This is a genomic window from Marasmitruncus massiliensis (assembly GCF_900186535.1).
Classification (GTDB): Bacteria; Bacillota; Clostridia; order Oscillospirales; family Ruminococcaceae; genus Anaerotruncus; species Anaerotruncus massiliensis_A.
This window is the reverse complement of record NZ_FYDE01000005.1, coordinates 1414108-1434398: the sequence shown is the minus strand read 5'-3', so window position 1 is coordinate 1434398 and position 20291 is coordinate 1414108. Positions and strand designations below refer to the sequence as shown.

Genomic DNA, 20291 nt, shown 5'->3' with positions numbered 1-20291 from the left:
TCAGAAACGGAAATGTCCTGCGGGGAGCTTTTGTTTCAGGCGCCGGAGCCGCCTCTTCCTCGTCCCGTTTTGCATCCGCTTCGCTCTGCTGTACCAGGCCATGACCGCCGGTCTCCATGTCATGCACATAGGCGTCGCTCACCTCGGCGGCGTCGCCGATCATCTGCACGACCCCGTGCTTGAGCCACACCGCTTTTTTGCAGAGCCTTTTTACCTGTTCGGAGGAATGCGACACGAAAATCAGCGTAGCGCCCTGATCGATCATCTCCTGCATCTTGCGTTCGCATTTCTGCTGAAACATAAAGTCGCCCACCGACAGGATTTCATCCACAATCAGAATATCCGGCACAACAACCGTCGCGATGGAAAATCCCAGCCGCGCAACCATTCCGGAGGAAAAGTTCTTCACCGGAACATCCACAAAATCCCACAGCTCGGCAAAATCCATGATTTCCTGAAATTTCTGCTCCATAAAAGCGGTGTCGTAGCCCAGCACCGCACCGTTCAGGAAGATATTCTCCCTTGCAGTCAGGTCCATATCAAATCCGGCGCCCAGTTCAATCAGGGGCGCCACGCTGCCGCGGACATCCACGCTGCCCTGTGTCGGATAAAAAATCCCGGAGATTACTTTCAGCAGGGTGCTTTTCCCACACCCGTTTTCGCCGATGATGGCAAACGGCTCTCCGCGCCTTACGGAAAAGCTGACTTTACGCAGCGCGTAAAACTCGTCAAACAGCAGCTGGCGTTTGAGAAATTTGACCACATATTCTTTTAAATTGTCCACTTTTTCCTTGGACAGATTAAAACGCATCGATACGTCTTTTACTTCAACGATATAGTCTTCCTGCTGTTCGTTCAAATCCGACTACCTCCTTCCTGTGCCACTGTCTAAATATGCAGAATAAAGTTGGCCTGTCTTTTCCGGAACAGCCAGATTCCGACGGCCATCACAACAAGACACCATGCGCAGCTGGCGGCTGTATTCTGCAAAGTGGGAACACGGCCATAGAGCACGATTTCCCGGAAGCAGTCGATAAACAAAAACAGCGGGTTCAGCCGGATGAACGGCTGGACGCTTTCCGGGATACTTTCAATCGGATAAAAAATCGGAGTCAGGTACATCCATGCGGTCGTCATGACGCCGTACAGGTGTGTCATATCCCGGAAGTAGACCGCGAAAACGGAGAGAATCAGGCCCATGCCCATGGAAAAAACCAGCACATACGCAAGCGGGAGCGGAAACAGCAGGATGACCGGGGTAACCGGCGTCCTCGTCGCAAGCATCACGACCACTACCGCCGCAAGAGAAAACAGCAGTGTGACAAAGCTGGAAAGCACGCGTGAAATCGGAAAAATATATTTAGGGACATAGACCTTTTTAATTAAGGAAACATTCCCGATGATAGAGCCCATTGCCATGTTGGTGGATTCAGAAAAAAAAGTGAACATGATTTGCCCTGTGATCAGATAGATCGGATAATTCGGGATGTCAAACCGGAACATATAAGAAAAAACAACCGACATGACCACCATCATCAGCAGCGGATTCAGCAGGCTCCACAAATAGCCCAATACCGATCGGCGGTATTTGACCTTGAGGTCCCGCTGCACAAGGCGCATAAGCAGTGTTTTATATTTTTTCCACTTCAAAAACTGGGTTTTCATCTCATTCAATGGTTTTCGCCCCATTCCGAACGGTTATTTGCACAGAATACCTTTTTTCAGCTTTTCATAGAAGTCCAGCCCGACGTGCAGACGGTTTAACTGCCGGAGCAGGAGCGCTTTTTTCCGGACTGCCTCTCCGATCTCCCGCTCCTCGCCTCTCACATAGCGTTCCCATTCGAGCGCGCGCCTGCGGCCTTCGGCACGGTCGGGCAGGTACATGTATAATGTCGTCAGGTGATCCGCCGCCGCCTGCGAGATTCTGAAAAAACAGTATCCCCGCACATCCGGGTTCATCTGCGCGGATTTGTAAACCTTTATCAGCCGGCGGACGATCTGCTCCCGGTGACCGGCATATTTCGCGCGGTTCTGCGGCGAGGTGCTTTGGGCAGGATTTCCCACCAGATAGCGGTAAATATCCAGATCGTAATAGATTACGCTCTGCGCGTAAAGGAAAGGCAGAATGACATATTCCTCATCCACAAAGAAAATCTTGTCCTGAAGGGTGATGCCGTTCTGACGGAGCACCCTCGTGCGGTAGGCTGTGGAATGGATGCAGGGCGCGTTCAGCCTGCACCGGGAAAACCCGGTATAAAGGCGCCCATATTCCACATCATGAAACCGCACGGGGAACTCCTCGCCGGTCGCCATCAGGACCTTGCGGTAGTTGGTCTGCACCACGTCCGCTTCACAGGTTTTGAGGGCTTCCACTAAACGCAGCAGATCCTCCGTATTGACCCAATCGTCCGCGTCCACAATTCGGAAATAGCGGCCGGATGCCTGCTCCATTGCAGCATTGATCGAGGAACCGTATCCCCGGCTGTCCCGCCGGAGCAGGCGAAAAATCTGCGGGAACCGGTTTACAAAGCCCTCAGCGATTTCCGCCGTCCTGTCGGTAGACGCGTTGTCCAAAATAAGAACCTCCAACGCGGTTCCAAACCGGCTGTCGGCATAGGTGGGCAGGTTTTTGGGCAGGTGCTTTTCCATATTATAGGAAGGAACGGCAATCGTAAGCACTTTTTCCTGCGCGGATGCGCTGATCGTTTCCATCCGGAACTCCTCCTCTTGTTTTAACGGCCTTTTTTCAGAACCTGTAACAGCCGATGCGGCAAAAGCCCAACAGCCAGCGGTTTGATCACATAAGGAAACCCCTTTGGCAGCATTCCGAGCGCGCGAAATCTGCAAAACCGGGTGACCGCTTCATTCACCCGGTGGCGGTATTTACGCTTCTTATAGTCCTCCGGTGATATCTGGTAAGAAAACAGCGATTCCTGCAGGTTATATCCATACAGGCCCTTTTGGTACATCCTCAAAAGGAGATCGTAATCCTCGCAGAGGATGACCCATCTGGAGCGGCTGTAATTACCCACTTCCTCTATCGCGCTTCTGCGGAACACAAGCGTCGGATGGATAAATGGCATCGAAAACAAAAAATCCTCTTTCTGAGGATATTCAGGAAAACGGCGCTCCCCGCACAGTTTCCCCGCACAAAAAAGGGAGACATTGCACCCGGCAAACGCAATCTCCGGATGGGCTTTCAGAAACGCGGCCTGTTTTTCGAGACGGTTCGGTGCGGAAACGTCGTCCGCGTCCTGCCTTGCGAAAAGGTCGCCACGCGCCACGCGGATACAGGCGTTCAGCTTGTCCGGCAGCGTGACCGCATCGCCGGTGCGGACCAGCCGGATGCGGCTGTCCTGCTCCGCGTACAGGTCCAGCAGATAGCAGACCGCTCCGGATGACCCGTCATCGCAGATCAGGAACTCGAAGTCCCTGTAAGTCTGCGTTAAAATGGATTCCACCGCGCGCCGCAGGTCCTGCGTATCATGGCCGGGCTGATAGACCCCCATTAATATGGATATACTGGGCAAAATGCCGCCTCCTGTTTATTCTCTGATTCCGTATAATGCAAGTATCGTCGGGAGAACCTCGCTCAGTGCGTATTTTCCGACTTTTTGACGTGCCGCTGCGCCATACTGCGCGCGCAGCTCCGGATGCCGGTAAAGCGCCAGCAGTTTTTCCGCCAGATCGCCGGCATGTCCCGATCCGAAAAGCAACCCTGTCTCCCCGTCCTCAACCAGTTCCCGATGGCCCTTCACGTCGCTTGCCACTATGGGCAGACCGCAGGCCATTGCCTCCATCAGGTGGAAAGGCAATCCTTCTGAAAGGCTCGGCGTTACCGCCGCGTCACACAGCGGATAAAGCGCCGCCATGTCGGCCACCTGCCCCTCAAAACGGATCTGTTTCTCCATCCGCAGAGAGCGGGCCAACTCCCGGCAGTCCTCCAGAAGGACCCCGGACCCGGCAAGCAGCAGGCGCGCATCCGGCATTTCGGGCGCCGCCTTTGCAAAAGCCTGTATCAGAAGCCGCTGATTTTTCCGCTTTGAAAATTCCGCGGCATAGACAAACAGCACTTCTTCCTCACGAAACCCGGCCTCCGTACGGCGTTTCCCGCGTTCTTCCGATGAAACAGGCAAGAACCGTTCCATATCAAAGCCCATCCCGTTGATGGCGCATAACTTATCGTGAGAAAGCCGGTGCCGCCTGGCAAGCTCGTAATCTTCCCCGTTCATGGTCATCAGCAGGTCGGTTACCCGGGCGCAGAGCTTTTCAGGCAGCAGATAGGCCCATTTACGCAGTCCCTGAGCCTCGGAGAATAAATATCCATGGCAGGTATAAAACACTTTCGGACGGTCGCGCAGCAGCAGCACAGCCGCCCTGGTTACCGCCGCCGCCAGTGTTGTATGTGCGCTGAGTATCTCAAACTGTTCGCGCTTCATCAGCGCGCGCGCTTTGATAATCGCTTCCAGGTTGCGGAAACTGAAAAAGCGTTTTTGGAAGGGCAGCTCGACCACATGGTCGGCATACGGCACCGCCCCGGAGCTACCGGCCGCAACCCATACCTCATAGCCCTGTTCCCGGAATGCCTTTAGATACGGCAGATGGAAATTCCTGATGTGGGAAAGGGTTGAAGCGCAGAATAAGATCTTTTTATAAATTGTTGCCGCCTCCTGTATGACTTATTACCGGCGTCTCCCAATTCTATGTAGATCGCGCTTTCCGGCGTTGCATTTTCACAGGCCAAAACCGGCCGGACTGATCAATCCTCCTGAACACTTGCCCGTGAGGTTTTGGAGGAGGATTGTTTCGATGAGGAAGCGTTTTTTGACGTGCTCTTTACGGTCGGCAGCAGGTCGTCCGGTTCCTCCTCGTCCGTCTTATCCTTACCGGACGATTTAGAGGACGCTGATTTGGATGAGGAGGAAGATTTCTTTTTCTTCGCCTTGGAAGAGGGCTTATCCCCCGGGTCAAGCTCTTCCTCGTCTTCCTCCTCATCAAGTTCTTCGTCCTCAGAGGAGGAAGGCTGCGGATGGGCTTTCGCCCATTCCAGCGCCGCCTTCTGCTGCGCCTGCGCAATCCGGTTCGTGACTTCCTCCGGCACGACATAGGTATCCGGATCAAAGGTGCCATATAAAAACTCATGCAGAATTTTCGCGTTTTCCTCAAAATCCAGCAACATCAGGCTGCGCCCGTCCGATGACAGCTTGTTGCCGAAAGTTCCCGGAAGCGGCAGTGACAGCTGTTCCAGCTTGACGCCGAGAAAGAACGGCGCCTTGGGGAGCAGCGAATTGATCTCTTTCTTCGTCATGTTTGTCTGCACAAGAGGGAGCATCTTATCCAGCAGGCCGTTGATTTGCAGCAGATTCAGGTGCTTGGTCTGCTCCAGGGCCGCCTGCAGGACCGTACGCTGGCGCTGCATGCGGTGCCAGTCATCATCAATAAATCTTTCGCGGGCGTATTGCAGGGCATCGTAGCCGTCCAGATGGTTAAGTCCCGGGTACACCTTGTGCTTCGTTGTCGCGTTGGTATAAATCTCCCCGTTCAGCGCTGCGGCTTCCGTTTCCGTCAATGTAATATCCACACCGCCGATTGCGTCAATGAGCTGCGCAAAAGCGTGAAAATTCACCCGGGCATAGCGGTCAACATCCACATCAAACTGCTTGCTGACGGTCTTCAGCATCAGGTTTGCCCCACCATAGCGGAAAACATGGGTCAGCCAGTCATCTTCCTGTCCTTCAATCGGAACGCCGATTCCGCGTTCCAGACTCACCAGACGGGCGGTATGGTCTTTCAGGTTGAGGCTTAACAGCATTGTACAGTCTGAACGGGCGTCTACGCTGAATTTTTCCGACCGCTCATCTGTTCCGAGGAGCAGGATATTAAAATACTTTTGCCCGCCAAATCCGGAAGCGGTATTCTGTGGTTCCGTCTGATCCGTCCGATTCCCCGAATCATCCACATAATTGATTTTATCCAGCTTGGACTGCAAATACTCCCACGCGCCGAACGCTATAAGCAGCACCAAAGACACTACACCGATCAGCACCGTGTATCTGGTGGCTTTAAACTGTCCGAATTTATTTTCATGATCCATTATAATACGCCTTTCACTGTGCACACAATTATGATAGGTCTTTCACTGTATCCACATACTATCACCATAATATTCTTTATAATAAAACGGTACTGATTATATATGCTTTGTCAATTCCTGTCAATCAAAGAATTCATAAAATACAGCTTTTCACCCGAATTCTGTATAACAATACCACAATCCGGCTATAGTTCCTCCGACTCATTGACAAATCCTTTTACCAATGTCATCAGGAGGATTTTAATGTCCAGCATAAAGGACCAGTTTTCAATATAAAACAGATCGCACTTGACACGTTCGACGATCGAGGTGTCCCCTCTCCAGCCGTTCACCTGTGCCCATCCCGTAATACCCGGCCGGACAAGATGCTTGAGCATATATAAAGGGACTTCGTCTCTGAATTTTTCCACAAAGAACGGACGCTCAGGCCGCGGTCCCACCAGGCTCATCTCCCCTTTGAGAACGTTCACCAGCTGCGGCAGCTCATCAATGCTGTATTTGCGGATAAACGCACCGAATCCTGTGCGCCTGCAGTCACCCCGGCATCCCCAGGTTGTCATGTCGCCTTGATTCTGGGCCTGCATGGAGCGGAATTTATACATTGTGAATTCTTTCCTGCTGCGTCCGATCCTCTGCTGGCAATAGATGACCGGTCCCGGCGAAGAAATACGGATACAGACTGCGGTCAGCAGCATAAGCGGAGAAAGCACGATCAGCAAAAACAGCGAACCAAAAATATCCAGGCTGCGCTTCATCAGGCTGTTCATTAGATTGTCCAGCGGAATTCTGCGCACATTGACCAGCGGAATTCCGTCAATCTCATCCACATGAGGGTGTGCCGGCATATACTTTGAATAAAAGGGGAGCAGACTGGATTTTACGCCCTCGCGCTCGCAGACTTCAATGATTTCCCCCAGCAGCGGCAAATCGCTATAGTCCAGAGAGATAACAACCTCATCCACCCGGCATGTTTTTAAAAACGATTCCAGCATGGAAATCTGGCCTATGTAATTGATTTTGCGCTTTTCCTCCGGGCTTTTCAGGTTGCTCAGATACCCAATCACATCGTAGCCGTAATTACGGTTCGCCATCATTTTGTCAAATAATTCCCCTGACGCATGGTTCCAGCCGACGATCAGCAGACGCTTCAGGGTATAGCCTTTCTGCCGGAGAGAGCGCAGGAACAGCCGGATAAAAATACGCAGGGCCGCGGAGAGCACGGTGTTGATCAGCGCAAACAACAGAATCACCATGCGGGAGAGGTCCACTACCCGCAGAAAAAAGCTGAGTACAAAAATAAATACCAATCCGACCAGATTGGCACTGATAACTTTTTCTGTCTCTGCCAACAACGGTTTATAACTGAGCAGATCATACAGTTCAAACACACTATAAATCAAAAAGTAAACCGGAAGGATCAGTACCATCATCCGCATGTAATAATCCAGGCCGAAAACTTCCCAAAATCCGCGGAACACATAAAAACGTATTCCGAATGCCGTGATAATGGAAATCAGGCCGATTATGACATCCGCGCATTTCAGCAGCGTCACAAAACTGTGTTGATTTTCCTTAACCATATTCTAATTCCTTTTTATTTTGCTTGTTGATGTTTTACATGATATATCAATAGGTTTTCCATAATAGAAACCCCAATTCTGCAATTATAGTCTAAACGAAAATTCTGTCAAGTTTCGACAGCACTGAAAATATTGTCCGGCAGGCAACTTTTTCACTTTTAATAAAACTGCATGGGAACCGAAAACGTTTCCTATGCGGTTTTATTGTGCTTTTTTTCTAATAAAAAGCAGGATTTTCGAACCAATTTTTTGAGTTATCACGATACCGATGAATAAAAAAATTTTCAATTTTGTCACATTTTACATGTGTTCATCGTCTAATTTATGCCAAGCAAAATTAAAGGAGGTTTTTTCTATGGTTCTTAGAATTCCAAAAATCATGAAACTATTTCTGAGCTTTCTTATGACGGCCGCACTTGTCCTGCTGTCGGCGTTTCCCGGGGTGTCGTTCGCGGCGGGCGGGCTGACCCTTTCCACAACCTATCCCGGTATTATGGTCAAAGCCGGCGAAAATGTAAATTTCTCTCTGGAAATTGCCAACAACAGCGGCGCCGGGCAAAACGTCGCACTGTCGGTCGAATCGATTCCGGACGGATGGAAGGGCTATTTTGAAGGCTCCGGCAAACTGGTGGGCCGCGCCTACGTGAATCCGGATAAGCCCGCTAATGTTGATTTTAATGTACAAGTCCCCGCGGATGCCGCGGAGGGTAACTATCAGATCGCCCTGAAAGCAGACGCAGGCAGCGGAATCGCTGACGTGCTGAATCTGGAGCTGGAAGTCGGCGCGGTGGAATTCGTGCAGGGAAAATTTACATCCCAGTATCCCGAACTGCAGGGGCCGGGCAGCGCTGCCTTTAAATACAGCGTCGATCTGGTGAACAACAGCGGCGAGGACCAGTCCTACAGCCTGTCCGCAAAGGCACCGGACGGTTGGCAGGTGACCTTTTCGCCTTCCTATGACGCCAAGCAGATTGCAAGCCTGAGCGTGAAGCCCGGCGAAAGCCAGGGGCTGAATGTCGACATTGTTCCCGCCCAGAATGTAACGGCCGGAAAATACACCGTAACCTGTTCGGCGGTTTCCGCCACAGAAACTTTGACAACCGACTTGACTGTGCTGATCACCGGTACTTATAATATGGAATTGAGCACGCCTACCGGCCTTCTGAGTCTGGATGCCCACGCCGGCAGGGAAACGCCTGTAACCTTGACGATTCAGAACAAGGGCAGCGCGGAGCTGAAAAATGTCACGCTTTCCTCCTCCGCTCCCGCAAACTGGGCGGTACGGTTCGCACAGCCCACGATTGATACCATTGCCGCCGGAGCCTCCCAGGAAGTCATCGCTTATGTAAAACCCGGAACCAGCGCGATTGCCGGGGACTATGCAATCTCCATCTCCGCAAGCACAAATGAGACAAAGAGCCAGGCGGATTTCCGGGTAGCTGTGAAAACACCTACCATCTGGGGCGTCGTCGGCATTGTCATTATCCTCGCGCTGGCGTACGGTCTTGTCCGTGTATTCCGGAAATACGGGAGACGGTAACTATGGAAAATAAGAACTGCATCATCAAAACGGAAGGGCTGACTAAACGGTACGGCAGCCTGACGGCGGTAAACGGGCTGAATCTGGAAATCCGGGAGGGAGAGGTGTTTGGCCTGCTGGGGCCCAACGGTGCCGGCAAAACGACCACAATCCTCATGCTGCTCGGCCTGACCGAGCCCACCGGGGGGAAAGCCTCCATCAGCGGTTTCAACTGCACCCGCGAACCGATCGCCGTCAAGCGGATTGTCGGTTACATGCCGGACAACGTCGGATTTTACGGGGATATGACCGGGCGGGAAAATCTGCGCTTCACCGGGGCTCTGAACGGCGTTTCAAAAGAAGAAACAGAAAAGCGGATCGACAGCCTGATTGCAAGGGTCGGCCTTCAGCACGCCGCGGACCGGCGGGTCAACACCTATTCGCGCGGCATGAAGCAGCGGCTCGGCATTGCGGATGTGCTGATGAAGGACCCCAGGGTCGTCATTCTGGATGAACCTACGCTGGGCATCGACCCGGAAGGCATCCATGAGCTGATGGCCCTGATCCGCCAGCTGGCGGAGGAGGACGGGCGCACGGTTCTGCTTTCCTCCCATCAGCTGTATCAGGTGCAGCAGATCTGCGACCGTGTGGGCATTTTTGTAAAAGGTTCGCTGATTGCCTGCGGCAATCTGGAAGAACTGAGCAGAAACAAAAGTGGCGTACGGACGCTGGAATTTGCCGCGCAGCCGGACGATGAAAGCCTGAACCGGCTCATTCGTTCCCTGGACGGCGCGCAGGATGTCCGGCGTGAAAAAGACTTTTACCTGATCGATTCCACGCAGGATCTCCGAACCGACCTGGCAAAGGCGGCGCTGGAAGACGGATACGCGCTGTGTCTTGTACGCGAGCGCGGCGGAGACCTCGACGATATTTACAGAAGTTATTTTGCAAGGAGGGAGTAGAATGATGAAAGCAGCAGCCGATTTTATCAGGCAGGGAACGCAATGGCTGCACACGGCTTCCCGCTTTCAGGGCAGCCGGGGCGATGCCCGCGGAAATACGGGCCTGATGGTCCTCTATCATAAAGAGCTGGAGGACCAGTTCAGCAGCAAGCGGTTTTTGATTGTGCTCGGGCTGATCTTTGTAACCGGGCTGGCAAGCGTCTACAGCGCCGCCTCCGGAATCCATGCGGCGGTCAGCAAACAGGGCACCGATTTTGTATTTTTAAAGCTCTTTACAAGCAGCGGAGCTTCCCTGCCCTCTTTTTTAACCTTCATCGCGTTTTCGGGACCGATTGTCGGGCTTGCGCTCGGTTTTGACGCAATCAACGGCGAAAGGTCCCGCGGAACACTCAGCCGGCTGATGGCGCAGCCGATCTACCGCGACGCTGTCATCAATGGGAAGTACCTCGCCGGGCTGACTGTGATTGCCATTATGGTTTTTTCCATCGGGCTGATTGTCGGCGGGCTTGGAATTATCCTGATCGGAGTCCCCCCGACAGCCGAAGAACTTGCCCGAATCCTGCTGTTTTTGGTGTTTACAGTGGTGTATATGGCGCTGTGGCTGGCGGTGTCGATGCTGTTCTCCATTTTATTCCGCCATGCGGCGACGTCCGCGCTGTCGGTGATTGCGGTATGGCTGTTCTTTGTGATCTTCATGCAGCTAGTGGCCGGAATTGTGGCAAATGCGCTTTTCCCGGTCAGCGACTCCGCGAACTATGCGGCCATGATTCACAATGTCAACACGCAGCAGGCGCTCAGCCGCCTCTCCCCATCCGTGCTTTACAGCGAAGCGGTCGGCACAATCCTGGACCCGAGCGCCAGAACGCTGAGTTCCTTCCTCTTAACCGATCAGATTCAGGGTGCGGTGGCGGGAGCGCTGCCATTTGGGCAGAGTGTGCTGCTGGTCTGGCCGCACCTGATCGGATTGCTTGCACTGACCGTCCTGTGCTTCGCCATTTCTTACATCAGTTTCATGCGCCAGGAGGTTCGTGCCGGTTAGGCGGCTCCATTTCCTGCGGAAAGGGTGAATGGTATTGGCAGAAGAAACGCAGTGCGGATGTATTTTGAAGGATACACCGCAGACCGTTCTGTTGGAACAGATGATAGACCAATACGGTTCCAGGGTTTTAAAGCTGGCCTACTATTATGTCCGTAATTACAGTGACGCGGAGGACATCATGCAGGAGGTTTTTCTGCGGGTCTATCAGAATATGCACTCCTTTCGCGGGGAAAGCGCCTGTTTCACCTGGATCTACCGGATCACGGTAAACCTGTGCAAGGATTACCTGCTTCGGCAGGGGCGCAGGCAGACGGTGCCGCTGGTTTGCGACACATGCGGCGAAAGCCTTCCCGAACAGGAGCGGATGTTCGAAGCCGCGGAAGGCGGCGAAGTGTTCAGCGCCGTGATGGAACTGCCGTTAAAATACCGCACTGTAATCGCATTGTACTATTTTGATGAAATGCCTGTGAAAGAAATTGCAAACGCTTTAAAGGTATCGGAGTGTAATGTGCGGGCAAGGCTGAGCCGGGGCAGAAAGCTGCTGAAAGAAGCATTAAGTGCGAAAGGGATGAGTATATGAACGAAAAAAGGCTTGAAGAATGGCTGCACAAAGGGAAAACCGAATCGGAAGCGTTCTTTTCACACAGCGACCTGAACGCTTTGAAACAGAAGATCCTCCAAAGCGCTGCCAATGGACACAGTAGCGAGTCTTCCATCGTTCTGCTTCCCAAGCGCAAGGTGCGGCGTTCTTTCTGGTACAGGGCGGGGGCCGCAGCAGCAGGAATGCTTCTCTGTGCAACGCTGCTGCTGACAGTTGTGAACCGCCAGCCCGATTGTCCGGATAACCCCGTAAGCGGGATGACCCAGCAGCCGATCCAGCTTGATGACAGCGGAAAAGACTATCAGGTAAGTTTCTTCCCGGTGGAAATTCCGCAGAGCGAGCCCAGCATTATGAGTGTGCTATGGACAACGGATCTGGACGGACAGTCCGAAATGCTCTATACCAGCCTGTTTGAAAGCTGCAACGAGCTGTATCCGGTTTCCACGATTGCGCTGCCCGGCGCCAGCAGCCGATTCGTCCTGCTCACCTCCGGAGACAGCGCCAGGGGTTTTATCCATTACCGTCTGATCGGTTACGCGGCGGGGACTATAACGACTCTGTGGTCGCAGGACTATGTGCCGGATGGAAAGCTGGGCGTTCAGGACAACATGCTGATCGAGCAGCGCTCTTCCGACAAAACGCAAACGCAGGTATCCTATATCCTGCCTTACCATGTTGTGGATACCGCTACGGTTTCCCTGCCGGTAGAGCACCTGCAGCTTCATGTCGGCGATCTGGTGATATTCGTCGGCGACAGCGAAGAGCCTCTGTTTGATATCTCGGCGCAAACCGGGATGATGCGGAGAGTGGAAAACGGGAGTGACCTATATGGGGAAGAACGCGGGGTTGCGTTCGTGGCATCTGGTTCCGGCAGCGACCTGTTATCGCTTTCCAAAGAAAAAAGTCCCGAGGCCGGGCATCTCACGCTGGATATTTTACAGTGAGCCTTCTGAAACAACGATGAAAAGAGCTTCCGCAATTTTTGCGGAAGCTCTTTTCCATATCTCCCATTTTACTGATAATTCAAATGCAGGATCTCCTTGATGATATACTGCGCGCCCGCTATGGGACTTGGAATTTCCACGCCAAACGAGAGAAGGATTCCCATTGTGAGCGCGGCCAGAAAAAACAGAGAATAAACAGACAGCTCCCGCCACTGTTTCTTTCCGATCAGCTCCGGAACATCGGCAAAAGCAATCATCAAAAAGGCTACTAAAGTCAAAAAAATCATGATGCCCCAACCTCCTTTTGACCTTTGTATGATTTCCGGATCAAAGCCACTGTTAAAGTGATAACGGGCAAGACTGCTTCAAAAAAGGTGGAATAATGTGCAGCAATATTGCGCCCCCAATAGGCCATTTCAGCCGAAGACGGAAAGGCCATGGCGGCAAACCCTGCTGCCAGCGCACCCATCACGACTGCCAGAGCCTTATAGGAGCACAGACCGAATATCTGTGAAGCAGATTTTACAGTTGCAAACAACGCAACGGAAGTTTTGAAAAACTGCAGGATAATCAGCAGGATGATAAAGAACACCTCCACCTTGGTCAGCGTATTCCCGATATTGATCAGGCGGAGCACTTCGAGGGTGGGAAGGGTCAGATAGGCTCCCAGTACTCCCAATACGGCCGTATCCCTGACAATCGTCACCAGAAGCGTGATTGCTCCAAACGTTAAACCAAGAAAAACCGGTTTTCTTAAACTCCTTCCCTTCTCTACGTGGGGAAAAATCATCATAAAAACAATCACATCACAAAACGGGACAGCAGCCATTGTGTGAGAAGCCTGAATATAGTTCGTAACCGGGAAAGAAAAAATGGGGAAAAAGCTTGAAAAATCCATTTCTTTTATCAGCATTGAAACGTTCGCTGCAATAAACAAGAGCACCATAATAACAAACAGCGCACTGTACCGGGTCATGGACTCGACGCCTTTCCGTACCGAGTAGGCGCAGGTTAGAATGAACAGGATGATAACTGCCATCAGCGGCGTTTCCGGCATGATATAGCCGACCACAAAGGAGCCGATTGTAATCGTGTTTAAAAAAACCAGCGAAAAGAAGAACCATAGATACAGCACAGAAAACAGTTTGCCGACCACTTTCCCCAGAGCCAGATCGTTGATCTCAATCAACGACTTTTGCGGATACTATTCAGCCAGTTTGACATATACCCAGATGACAGGCAAACTGAGCAAATAACCCAGAATCACACAAATCCATGTTTCCTGTTTCAATACACTGAACACAAAAGAGCTCAGGGACGTGGATGCCTGGATAAAACAGATAATGGAAAACATGAGCATCGACGGCGAAATCTGTTCTCTCGTGCTCTTCATGCGGTCTACTCCTTCTCCGGGCTGGTAGGCTTACCGAGTCTTCCGACTCCGGTTATTTGTGCGGTAATTTCCAAGTCTATGTCAAGCTTCTGAAAGAGGTCATCCCAGTTCGATTCAAGCGCCTTCCATTCCTTGGGGTATTTTTTATGAATACTTTCCCCGAACTTGAAAATATCCGCATTCAGTTCACGTGCTTTTTTGATAGACTGCTGTATTTCTTCCCTGATTACCTGGGCGGTTGCCTGATTCAGCTGCTGCATTTTTTCAGGCGTTGCCAGGTTTTCCTCTCCCTTTTGGCTTCCCAGCGATCCCGACTGTTTAATCTTGATCTTCATCTGGATCGTACCGTCGTCTTTCATTTCCGGGGTTACTTTTGTGCTTGATTTTATATTTTCAATCGTTGCTTCTATTCCGTTTACGTTTACATTCAGCAGACCGCTTTTGATACGATTGGTCACCCACAACAGCCCTCGCGTTTCGGTTTCCGTGAGCTTTCCAATCATTTTCCCTTGTTTTAAAACGGCGCCGGCCGACACCTTGACTCTCTTTTCTTTTCCTGTTCCCTCAGTTGTGATGAGCGGGGCAACAGTCGCCGCCGTTTCATTGGTCAGGCACTTCATAAAGTCAACCAGTTCGAGATCTGCGGTTTGAGAAGTAGCACTTCTGTTTTCCAGCAGCTGTGCAATACTGGAAGCGGGAACTTTCCCGAAATCAGGTTCAAAGTCAAGCGTATCGCTCGCTTTGCCCGGCGCTATCAGAATATTCATGTTCAGCCGCGCCTCGTGGTCCCGCATGAAAATGTCCAAATAGTCCTGGATGCCTTCCTCAGCCAGATCCTCGCCAAAAATAACGACCTGAGTGTAAGGAATGTATAATTTTCGGCTGACCTTATGCGTGTCTTGTCTTAAAATAGAAAAAACATCCGTACCCGTATTGGTCAGGTTAAAATATGCTTTTTCGTCGCTTCCCGCCTGCCCCTCCGCGGGATGGAGTTTGTCCGCTTTTATAATTTGTGTCGTTAACTCTATTTCATCCCCTGCTTGCGCCTTATCAATACCAATGCCCATTACAATGGCAAGCGTATTCAGTTCACGGCGGTTCCAGCAACCGGTCAGCATAAATAGCTGGGTTACAGCTAAAAGAATAATTCCCGCAGATTTTACTTGCTTATTCATTGCTTATCATCCTGATTTTCTGAGTCATCTGCCTCATCAAAAGGAGGCGGAACAAAAAAACGCTGTCTTGTCCGATCCCTGTTCGCCATATTGTGGGGACGGGTAATCATCATCCACAGCGGAGCGCGGATCAGCGAATCCTTGAGATCTTGTACCTGGAGCGGAACAATCGGAGAAAGATACGCGTATCCAAATGATTTTAGTGAGGATAAATGCACCAGCGTCCCGAGGATTCCGATTGTAATTCCAAAGCCGCCCATAGTACCGGCGAGGATTAAATAGAAAAGCCGCAGTATCGCGGCAGAATCCGCCTGCAGAGGGACTGCGAAGACGGATACCGCGGTAATTGCAATCACGATGACCATCGGCGATCCGATCAGCCCGGCGGATACCGCGGCATCGCCCATAATGAGCGCGCCGACAATGCTCATCGCCTGACCCACCGGTTTGGGCAGCCTGACTCCCGCCTCCCGCAGAATTTCAAAAGCCAGCAGCATGACCATCGCTTCCAAAACAGCGGGGAAAGGGATTCCTTCCCTCGCCGCGACCATGGTAAACAACAACTCTGTCGGGAGTAATTCCTGATGAAAGGTTGTGACCGCGACATATAATGCCGGGGACAGTACCGTAACGAAAAAAGCCGTATATCTGACCAGACGAAGCATTGACATAAAATAGGGGCGGGAATAATAATCTTCCGTGGTCTGAAAGCTTTCTTCAAACAGGAAGGGGGCGGTCAGCACGAAGGGGGTGCCGTCAATTAAAATTGCCACGCGTCCCTCCAGAATTCTTGCGGCCGCCGTATCGGGTTTTTCGGTATATCCGACGGTGGAAAAAATCGAAAACGGCGCGTCCTCTATATATTGTTCAATATATCCGGATTCCAGAATTGCATCCGTGTCGATTTTGTCAAGCCGCTTTTGGATGTTGTCAATCAGGCTCTGGTTGGTGGTTCCCTTTAAATACGCCACACAAATCGAAGTTCTGGTCTTTTTCCCCAGGACCCGTGAATCGAAGGTAAGCGCGGGGTTTCTGATTTTTCTTCGAATCAGTGACACATTTGTGCGCAGGCACTCCGTGAATCCTTCGCGTGGGCCCCGGATGACCGACTCAGACGACGGTTCCTCAACATTGCGCTTATCCCCGCCCCTGCATGTAACCAGAAGTCCCTGGTCCGAATGATCCAGCAGCAGGATAACTTCTCCCGTCAGGCAGCCTTGGACAAGTTGGCTGATAACACAGTCATCTTTTACATCGGAAGCGGCGACCATTGCCCTCCTGACGACCTGCATGTCGCATTTTTCGCTGTTGAGGCGCAAATCCGACAGGAGAATTGATACATCAGCGGTTCAATGATGCTCTCATTGATCATCCTTAAATTCACAAGGCCTTCGAGATAAATAACAGCGGCATTGATCCGGTTATGATCAAACGAAAACTCCCGCACAACCAAGTCACTGCTGTTGTGAAACGCGGCTTTCAGCGTTTCCAGATTTTCTGAAAGGCTGCCGGTCAATTTCTTTTCCGGTTTGTCCGGGCCGTTCTGCGAGCCGGAATCGATCCGTCGTGTTTTTTGACTTTTTATAACTGAATAGCGCATTTTTCTGAAAAAATATCTAAACAAAGCAGCAGCACCCACTTATTATCGAATTTGTTTTTGTAGTATTTTCATTTTTTGAGCAATTATTCCTACACTGCAAATCACTGTGGGTCCGGAAGCCTTGCAAACCATTTAACTGCCTGTTCAATCTGCCGATCCCAAAACCGCCATTCGTGTTTACCCGGTCCCTCTACAAAGACCATTGGATATTGCAGCCTTTCCAGCCCCGCCTTCAGATGCAGATTCATCGGGTAACACAGCGTGTCATCGATGCCGCAGGCAATGTATGCGGGCGGCATTCTATCTCCCTTTCGCTTTAACCGCCCGGCCAGGCCCAGCAAATCCGCCGGGCTGTCTTTAATGCGGGACAAATCCCCCAATACATCCTCCGCAATTTGTGTGATGCCCTGCGCCACCGCAAAGCGTGCCAGTTCCTCCACATCGACCGCCCCGGAAAGGGATGCAAAAGCGGCGTACTGCCAGTTATTTGTCAGGGCGGCTTTGCAGGCGCCGTATCCTCCCATGGAAAGCCCCGCAATAAACGTATCCCGCCGCCTTCCGGATATCCGGAAATTCATGCGTACAAAACGCGGCAGTTCCTCAGTCAGATAGGTAAACCAGCGCTGTCCGTGCGCCATGTCAGTGTAAAATCCGTTTTCCCCGTAGGGCATAACAAGCGCGAAGCCGTATTCCTGCGCATAAAGTTCAATCCGTGTTTTGCGCAGCCATGAGGTTTCATCTCCGAACATGCCGTGCAGGAGATAAATGACCGGATAGGGCGGTCTGGACGCGTAAAGCTGCTCGAGGCTCATGCTCATCGACTGGCTGCTGTCCGGCGTCGGCAAAAACACTTCCGCCTTTGCGGTCGTGTAAAGAATTTTCGAATCAAAGCTGCAGGTAAATAATGCCACCTTCATCCCCCCGTCATTCTGTCAGGTTTTTCAAATGCCGTCATTCAAATTTGCGAAACGGTGTTTGTTTTTTGAGAAGCTTTCGGTTGACCGATTCCCGGAGCAGTGCATAGAGCACCGAGCAGAGAGGCACCATAAAAAGCATTCCCACAACGCCAAACGTGCTGCCGCCGATCAGCACCGCGAACATCACCCACATCGCGGGAAGTCCCACGGAATTCCCCACAACACGCGGATAGATAAAATTATTTTCCAGCTGCTGAAGAACCAGAAACAGTACCAGAAACCACAGCGCCTGAATCGGGCTGTTCACAAGGATCATCAATATTCCGACCGCACAGCCGATAAATGCCCCAAAAACCGGAATCAGCGCGGTAAACGCGATCAATACCGAAATCATCATGGCATAAGGGAACCGGAAAATCGACATGACGGCGAAAAACAAGATTCCCAAAATCGCCGCTTCCAGGCACTGGCCGGAAATAAATTTTGAAAATGTCCGGTTTGCGAGCCTGCCGATCCGTATCGTTTCGTCGGCCAGCTTCTCCGGCAGATAGGCGTAGAGCAGTTTTCTGCACTGATGCGCAAGAAGATCCTTGCGCAGGAGCACATAGATTGCAAAGACGAACCCGATCAAAAAATTCAGGATACTGCTGAACACGGATGTGGCAATCCCCATCGTCGATTGAAAAATGCTGGTGGCGCCGTTTTGCAAAAAGCCGAAGGTCGTTTCGATAATCTTATCCCATTCCGGCTGGGTGCCGGAATCCCAGCGGTTCAGCTCCGGCAGTTGAAGCGCAAGAACAGCCCACCATGAACGGATGCGGTTTACAAACCCCGGAATCCCGGCCCGCAAAGTCTGAAAGGTGCGCCCCACCTCCGGAATCACGATAAAAAGTGCGAGAAACACCACCGCAATCACCAGCAGGATGGTAAAAACCAGGCTGATTGGGCGGCGCACATCATATAGTTTGGGATGCCTTTTTTGCAGTTTTGCCGGAAACAGCTCGCTTTCGACCGCCCGCATGGGGACATTCAAAATAAACGCAATGCAGAGCCCCACCAGAAACGGCGCCGCGATTCCAACCAAAATACCCGCAAAGCGGAACACTTCCGGAAGGTTTCGTAAGGCCCACGAAAACAGAATGGCACCGCCGGTCAGCCCTGCAATGATTTTGATATTTTTATGATTCAGCTCAAAAATGGCTATTCACCTCCCTGGTTCCCATGGTTCTTCCGATCTGTTATTATATTAATTCCAATTCTGCCAAATATTACATGAATATTAAGATTGCAGAAAAAATAGCAGTAAAAAGCGGACCGGATGGTTTTTTAAACCATCCGGTCCGCTATATATTTGATTGTGTCATTATTCGATCGTACCGCCGCCGACGACGACATCTCCGTCGTAAAGCACGACGGCCTGCCCCGCCGCAATTGCCCGCTGGGGAGAATCGAAGTCCAACCGGAAATGTGTTTCATCCGTCTGCTCGACGGTCGCCCACTGCGCTTCCTGGCGGTAGCGGACTTTTGCCTGCACACGAATCGGCTGTTTGATCTCGGCGCAGGAGATCAGGTTGATATCGGCCGCCGTCAGTGTTTTGGAATAGAGTTCCTTTTCCGGCCCAAGCGTGACGGTACGCTCCGCGGTGTTTTTCGCGCAAACATACACAGGCTCCGGAAAAGAAATCCCAAGCCCCTTTCTCTGTCCGATTGTATAGCAGACGGGGTCCCTGCATACGCCCAGGATCTTTCCGTCCCGGTCGACGAAACAGCCGGGCTGCAGCGGTTTCCCCGAATAGGTTTCCAAAAATTTGGTATAATCCCCGTCCGGGACAAAACAGATGTCCTGACTGTCGTGCTTGCGGGCGTTCACCAGCCCGTTTTCCTCCGCCATCTTACGCACTTCGGATTTTTTCATATGCCCCAGCGGAAAAAGCGTTCTGGACAGCTGGTCCTGCGTGAGCGAATAGAGCACATAGCTTTGATCTTTGGATGGATCCAGCCCTTTTTTCAGCAGATACCGCCCCGCGGAGGAATCGTACTCAATGACAGCATAGTGCCCTGTTACAACATAGTCGTAATCCAGCTGCCTTGCACGCCAGATCAGCTTGTCAAACTTGATAAACCGGTTGCAGTCAATACACGGGTTCGGCGTCGCGCCCGCCTGATATGCCGCCGCAAACCGGTCCATCACCTGCGTTTTAAAGGCATCTGAAAAATTAAACACATGAAACGGGATGCCCAGCTGATAGGCTACGCTGCGCGCATCCTCCACATCTTCCAATGAGCAGCAGGTTTTCTCCCGGCTGATGCCGACATCCTCGTTCGCAAACAGCCGCAGCGTAATCCCCGCGGTGTCATATCCCTGACGCGTCATCAAAAGAGCAGCCACGGAACTGTCCACCCCGCCGCTCATTGCAACCATAGCCCGTCTCTTTCTGTTTTCAACTTCGGAATTCAATCGACATTC

Annotated in this window: 19 protein-coding genes and 2 pseudogenes; 5 read left to right on the top strand and 16 right to left on the bottom strand. The window is 51.7% G+C overall.

Going from position 1 to position 20291, the window contains the following annotated elements:
* Positions 1-127 precede the first annotated feature (127 nt).
* From C1A10_RS18805 to C1A10_RS14930, 7 genes and pseudogenes are all read right to left on the bottom strand, one after another.
* Positions 128-811 (bottom strand): annotated as a pseudogene (locus C1A10_RS18805) (ABC transporter ATP-binding protein); the annotation flags it as partial.
* Between the two features lie 77 nt (positions 812-888).
* The gene (locus C1A10_RS14955; RefSeq protein WP_242968985.1) at positions 889-1665 is read right to left on the bottom strand and encodes an ABC transporter permease; all 777 of its coding nucleotides are present in this window, start codon (positions 1663-1665) and stop codon (positions 889-891) included.
* 33 nt (positions 1666-1698) lie between these two features.
* Positions 1699-2712 (bottom strand): glycosyltransferase family 2 protein, encoded by a 1014-nt coding sequence (locus C1A10_RS14950; RefSeq protein WP_101911014.1) that lies wholly within the window; start codon positions 2710-2712, stop codon positions 1699-1701.
* A gap of 20 nt (positions 2713-2732) precedes the next feature.
* Entirely contained in the window at positions 2733-3530 is a 798-nt protein-coding gene (locus C1A10_RS14945) for a glycosyltransferase (RefSeq protein WP_145997748.1), read from the bottom strand.
* A 15-nt stretch (positions 3531-3545) separates the two neighbouring features.
* The gene (locus C1A10_RS14940; protein ID WP_242968984.1) at positions 3546-4601 is read right to left on the bottom strand and encodes a glycosyltransferase family 4 protein; all 1056 of its coding nucleotides are present in this window, start codon (positions 4599-4601) and stop codon (positions 3546-3548) included.
* 158 nt (positions 4602-4759) lie between these two features.
* Positions 4760-6094, bottom strand: coding sequence for an LCP family protein (locus C1A10_RS14935; RefSeq protein ID WP_101911011.1), 1335 nt, complete (start codon positions 6092-6094; stop codon positions 4760-4762).
* A 185-nt stretch (positions 6095-6279) separates the two neighbouring features.
* Positions 6280-7674 carry an undecaprenyl-phosphate glucose phosphotransferase gene (locus tag C1A10_RS14930; protein ID WP_101911010.1) on the bottom strand — a complete coding sequence of 465 codons (1395 nt, stop codon included), beginning with the start codon at positions 7672-7674 and terminating at the stop codon, positions 6280-6282.
* 355 nt (positions 7675-8029) lie between these two features.
* Here C1A10_RS14930 and C1A10_RS14925 point away from each other — a divergent pair, with 355 nt between their 5' ends.
* Genes C1A10_RS14925 through C1A10_RS14905 form a run of 5 tightly spaced genes read left to right on the top strand, consistent with a single transcriptional unit; the run spans position 8030 to position 12739 of the window.
* Complete coding sequence (locus C1A10_RS14925) at positions 8030-9214, top strand: COG1470 family protein (protein WP_180951166.1); 1185 nt, start codon at positions 8030-8032, stop codon at positions 9212-9214.
* A 2-nt stretch (positions 9215-9216) separates the two neighbouring features.
* Complete coding sequence (locus C1A10_RS14920; protein WP_101911008.1) at positions 9217-10155, top strand: ABC transporter ATP-binding protein; 939 nt, start codon at positions 9217-9219, stop codon at positions 10153-10155.
* A 1-nt stretch (position 10156) separates the two neighbouring features.
* Positions 10157-11194: an ABC transporter permease gene (locus C1A10_RS14915; protein WP_242968947.1), complete on the top strand. Its 1038-nt coding sequence runs from the start codon at positions 10157-10159 to the stop codon at positions 11192-11194.
* Positions 11195-11228: 34 nt separating this feature from the next.
* Complete coding sequence (locus C1A10_RS14910) at positions 11229-11774, top strand: sigma-70 family RNA polymerase sigma factor (RefSeq protein WP_180951165.1); 546 nt, start codon at positions 11229-11231, stop codon at positions 11772-11774.
* Entirely contained in the window at positions 11771-12739 is a 969-nt protein-coding gene (locus tag C1A10_RS14905; RefSeq protein ID WP_101911006.1) for a hypothetical protein, read from the top strand. The genes C1A10_RS14910 and C1A10_RS14905 overlap by 4 nt, the downstream gene beginning before the upstream one ends.
* Before the next feature lie 68 nt (positions 12740-12807).
* On the opposite strand, the gene C1A10_RS14900 is transcribed toward C1A10_RS14905, so the two are convergent.
* The 9 genes and pseudogenes from C1A10_RS14900 to mnmA form a co-directional block, all read right to left on the bottom strand.
* Positions 12808-13026: a hypothetical protein gene (locus C1A10_RS14900; RefSeq protein WP_101911005.1), complete on the bottom strand. Its 219-nt coding sequence runs from the start codon at positions 13024-13026 to the stop codon at positions 12808-12810.
* Positions 13023-13931, bottom strand: a pseudogene (locus C1A10_RS14895) (GerAB/ArcD/ProY family transporter); the annotation flags it as partial. The gene C1A10_RS14900 and the pseudogene C1A10_RS14895, both read right to left, overlap by 4 nt.
* 12 nt (positions 13932-13943) lie before the next feature.
* A complete protein-coding gene (locus C1A10_RS14890; RefSeq protein WP_101911003.1) occupies positions 13944-14132 on the bottom strand; it encodes a hypothetical protein in 189 nt (62 codons plus the stop codon).
* A 5-nt stretch (positions 14133-14137) separates the two neighbouring features.
* Complete coding sequence (locus tag C1A10_RS14885; protein WP_101911002.1) at positions 14138-15307, bottom strand: Ger(x)C family spore germination protein; 1170 nt, start codon at positions 15305-15307, stop codon at positions 14138-14140.
* Positions 15304-16599, bottom strand: a complete 1296-nt coding sequence (locus tag C1A10_RS14880) for a spore germination protein (RefSeq protein WP_101911001.1) — start codon at positions 16597-16599, stop codon at positions 15304-15306. The genes C1A10_RS14885 and C1A10_RS14880 overlap by 4 nt, the downstream gene beginning before the upstream one ends.
* Positions 16557-16931 carry a spore germination protein gene (locus C1A10_RS18870; RefSeq protein WP_101911000.1) on the bottom strand — a complete coding sequence of 125 codons (375 nt, stop codon included), beginning with the start codon at positions 16929-16931 and terminating at the stop codon, positions 16557-16559. Before C1A10_RS18870 ends, C1A10_RS14880 begins: the two co-directional genes overlap by 43 nt.
* Positions 16932-17008: 77 nt before the next feature.
* Positions 17009-17818: an alpha/beta hydrolase gene (locus C1A10_RS14870; RefSeq protein ID WP_180951164.1), complete on the bottom strand. Its 810-nt coding sequence runs from the start codon at positions 17816-17818 to the stop codon at positions 17009-17011.
* Positions 17819-17858: 40 nt separating this feature from the next.
* Positions 17859-18908: an AI-2E family transporter gene (locus C1A10_RS14865; protein WP_242968946.1), complete on the bottom strand. Its 1050-nt coding sequence runs from the start codon at positions 18906-18908 to the stop codon at positions 17859-17861.
* Positions 18909-19187: 279 nt separating this feature from the next.
* On the bottom strand, positions 19188-20246 hold the full coding sequence (gene mnmA / locus C1A10_RS14860; protein ID WP_242968945.1) for a tRNA 2-thiouridine(34) synthase MnmA: 1059 nt from the start codon (positions 20244-20246) through the stop codon (positions 19188-19190).
* Between the last annotated feature and the right edge of the window lie 45 nt (positions 20247-20291).